The organism is Roseibium sp. RKSG952 (assembly GCF_009711355.1).
Genome location: NZ_SMMF01000586.1, coordinates 1 through 2,153, shown reverse-complemented (window position 1 = coordinate 2,153; position 2,153 = coordinate 1). Strand labels below are relative to the sequence as shown.

2 protein-coding genes and 1 pseudogene are annotated in these 2,153 nt (G+C 51.0%); 1 reads left to right on the top strand and 2 read right to left on the bottom strand.

All coding sequences use genetic code 11. The features are described 5' to 3' along the window. Nucleotides 1-1,152 (bottom strand): glycosyltransferase (locus tag E1297_RS02555; protein ID WP_196223153.1); only part of this gene is annotated, 1,152 nt, incomplete at its 3' end. Further along, nucleotides 1,152-1,874 carry a bifunctional 2-polyprenyl-6-hydroxyphenol methylase/3-demethylubiquinol 3-O-methyltransferase UbiG gene (locus E1297_RS02550; protein ID WP_155133501.1) on the bottom strand — a complete coding sequence of 241 codons (723 nt, stop codon included), beginning with the start codon at nt 1,872-1,874 and terminating at the stop codon, nt 1,152-1,154. The genes E1297_RS02550 and E1297_RS02555, both read right to left, overlap by 1 nt. Before the next feature lie 195 nt (nt 1,875-2,069). On the opposite strand from E1297_RS02550, the pseudogene E1297_RS02545 reads away from it, so the two are divergent. Beyond that, a pseudogene (locus E1297_RS02545) lies at nt 2,070-2,153 on the top strand (IS6 family transposase); the annotation flags it as partial.

The following is a 2,153-nucleotide window of genomic DNA, read 5'->3' as shown; positions in this document are numbered from 1 at the left end:
TTCACGGTCTAGCAGGGTGGTTAAGATCATTTCGGTGTCCGGCCTTTGAGGGGTTGTGTATTCCTTGACTGATTTAAAGAATAGGTTTTCCCATTTCTCTGTGACAATCTTATGAGAGTATTTCTTGTGATAAAATTCGAGTGACTTCTGGCCCATTTTGTCTCGCAACTCGCCATCGGACATGAGTACCCTTAGCTTCTCGGCCAATGCTCCAAATTTAAAACTGTCCTGGACCAGGAAACCATTCAGGTCATTCACGACCTGGACATTAATGCCATTGCAAGCTTGATAACCAACTACAGGCAATCCATGGGCCATTGCTTCCAGGCTGGACATTGGAAAGCCTTCGAAGAGCGACGGAAGTACGAAGATATGTGCTTGCGACAGATAGTCGTAAGGGTTTGAGACCTCCCCGACAAAGTTGACCCGGTTCGCAATCCCGAGCTTTCTTGCAAGGGAAAGGAGTTCGGCCTTCTGAGGGCCGTCCCCCAATATCTCCAGGGTCCAATCGGGCAAGTCATCGCTAATGGATGCAAACTCCTTGATCAAGCGGTCAATGTTTTTGCGCGCAATTAGCCGTGCGACAGTTATCAGTTTGAAACCCTCGGCCTTGCCTGAAGCGCTGGCCAGTGTTTTAGCCTCGGGGACCGTGTTCGGTATGATGCTGACCTTCGTCCTTAAAAAGCTGGGAAGGTCTTTGAGAAAATCATCCACAAGGAGGTGAACTCCGGTTGCTCCGTGAAATGCCATGAGCCTCTCCTCGCGAGAAAATGTTCCCGCGCGTTCGGGGAAACGAGGATCGATATGTTCTGAAAGAACGACAGGAATATCCAGTTTTCTTGCGCATTTTACATAGCGCAGGAGGGTGCGGTTCAGGTGCAGTCCGACGATCAGATCCGGAGAGACCGACGCAAGCGCCAAAAGCATTTCGCTGTCATTTTGGTCTTCGTCACCGGTCGACAGGTGGCGTATCTTGATCGTTTCTGCGAGCGGCCAGACCGAGGGGCGCTTCTCACCGTCGAAGGTAAAAATGTGGACGACATGACCCCTTTCAGCCATGGCATTTGCCATCATCTGCCCGACGTTTTCCGTACCGCCACGGCTTTGGGTTATCCAGGGAACAAAAAAGGCAATGGTGAGATAATCTGGCATCATTTTTCCGGATATTTCTGCATAGGGAAGGGAGTAGCTTTAAATTCGGGTTCAACAAGCCAGTGCCAATTGAAACTCTTGAAGTTGCCATCAAAACCCTGTTTTGCATCAAACCCCTCAGGGAACCGGCCGTGTCTCTGCAGGGTTTCGATGTCTCCGTTCGAAAAATGCAATCTGATATTAGGCCATAGATCCGGGCCATTCCTAACGAGACCGCATACATTGTAGCCATGCCGGATGAAAGAGCTGACGCTGAGGTCAAATCCGGAAACTGCAAGCACATACATGAGGATCCCCGGGTTCCAGCCCGGGTGAATGTGACCGCCAACGACCTCATGTTTGAAAGGCGGCACGGATACAAAAAAATAGCCATCCGGCTTGAGAATCCGGCGGATTTCCTGGAGGGCGCGTCCGGTATCGAGCACATGTTCTAGGACATGGGCGCACCAGATAGCGCCGAAACTGTCATCCGGGAACACGCTCATGTCACAGATATCGACATCCGGAAAGAGATCGATGCCCTCGAAATCGGCCTCACGGTGGTCGCTGTATTCGTCTATGTCGAAACCGGTTGCTGTAACCTTGATCCCGGCATCCCGGAACAAGCGGGCGGCTGCACCGTTACCCGTTCCAATATCGAGCAGCGTATCGATGGGAAAGTCGCTGGCAATGATGTGGTGGACAATATCCCGCTGTCCACTGATCGGAGTTTTTGTAACCAAAATTCCGCCCTAACCAATCCAAAATATAAAACGATCATCTTCAAGTAGATTCAGCCGCGAGGTGCAGCAACGCAGGGGCTAGTTTCGGTTCACCACAAGGGCTGGAGAACCACTTTGCGGCGCTGAGTGCTCTTAACATTCAATTCTGGCATAGCCAAGTTGTTGAGCCAACTATTTTCGTATACACGGCACTGAATGCAGATTACGAGCTGCTTTGCCCGGCTGAAAGGGTTCCGTATTCCCCGTGAAGTGATCGCCTACGCGGTTTGGGCCTATCAT